The organism is Paraburkholderia fynbosensis (genome assembly GCF_902859935.1).
Taxonomy (GTDB): Bacteria; Pseudomonadota; Gammaproteobacteria; order Burkholderiales; family Burkholderiaceae; genus Paraburkholderia; species Paraburkholderia fynbosensis.
On record NZ_CADIKI010000083.1, the window covers coordinates 1 to 730 of the forward strand.

The window sequence follows — 730 nt, forward strand, 5'->3', positions numbered from 1 at the left end:
CTCGCGGATGTGGTCCGCGGTGCAGCAGTGATCGTGGTCACGATTCCCGAAAAGAAGGTGCTCGATCTGCCTGCCGGCCTGTTCGACGACGTGCCGGAAACCACGGTTGTAATCGATACTGGCAATTATTATCCCCGCGAGCGCGATGGCCGCATCGAGGGGATCGAGTCCGGGATGATGGAAAGCGCGTGGGTCGCGCAGCAGATCGGCCGGCCAGTAATCAAGGTGTTCAACAACATCTACGCGGATCATTTGCGCAATCTCGGCAAGCCGGAAGGCGCACCGGGGCGGATTGCGCTGCCAGTCTCGGGCGATAGCACCGACGCCAAGGCGACAGTGATGCAACTCGTCAACGAAGTGGGTTTCGATGCCGTCGATAATGGCGGTATCGACGACTCCTGGCGTCACCAGCCCGGCACGCCAGTCTATACGAAGGACTTCGACACGGAAGGCCTGAAGGCCGGCTTGCGCAAGGCGGAGCGAGCTCGTACTTCGCAGTGGACGGCCTCGGACAAGAGCCCCGGCAGCTTCGATCAGCCTGCCTGAAGCCAGGCGACGACGGACCTGTCGAAGTCCGTTGCCGCGTGCTGGAAAGACGCGGTCAATATGAGAGGTCCGTTGTGCGCTCGAGAGCGGACCTTTGGCCAACACGGTCGCAATAGCGGCTATGGGTCGCGTAGCGCCCATCGGCGATTGGCGCAGACTGACTCTCCCTTCACGTGAAAGGAGA

At 61.5% G+C, this 730-nt stretch carries 1 protein-coding gene; it reads left to right on the forward strand.

Annotated elements, in window-relative coordinates; all coding sequences use genetic code 11:
- The coding region (locus HV770_RS38100) for an NADPH-dependent F420 reductase (RefSeq protein ID WP_175166539.1) at positions 1-546 on the forward strand (546 nt) is incomplete at its 5' end.
- Positions 547-730 lie beyond the last annotated feature (184 nt).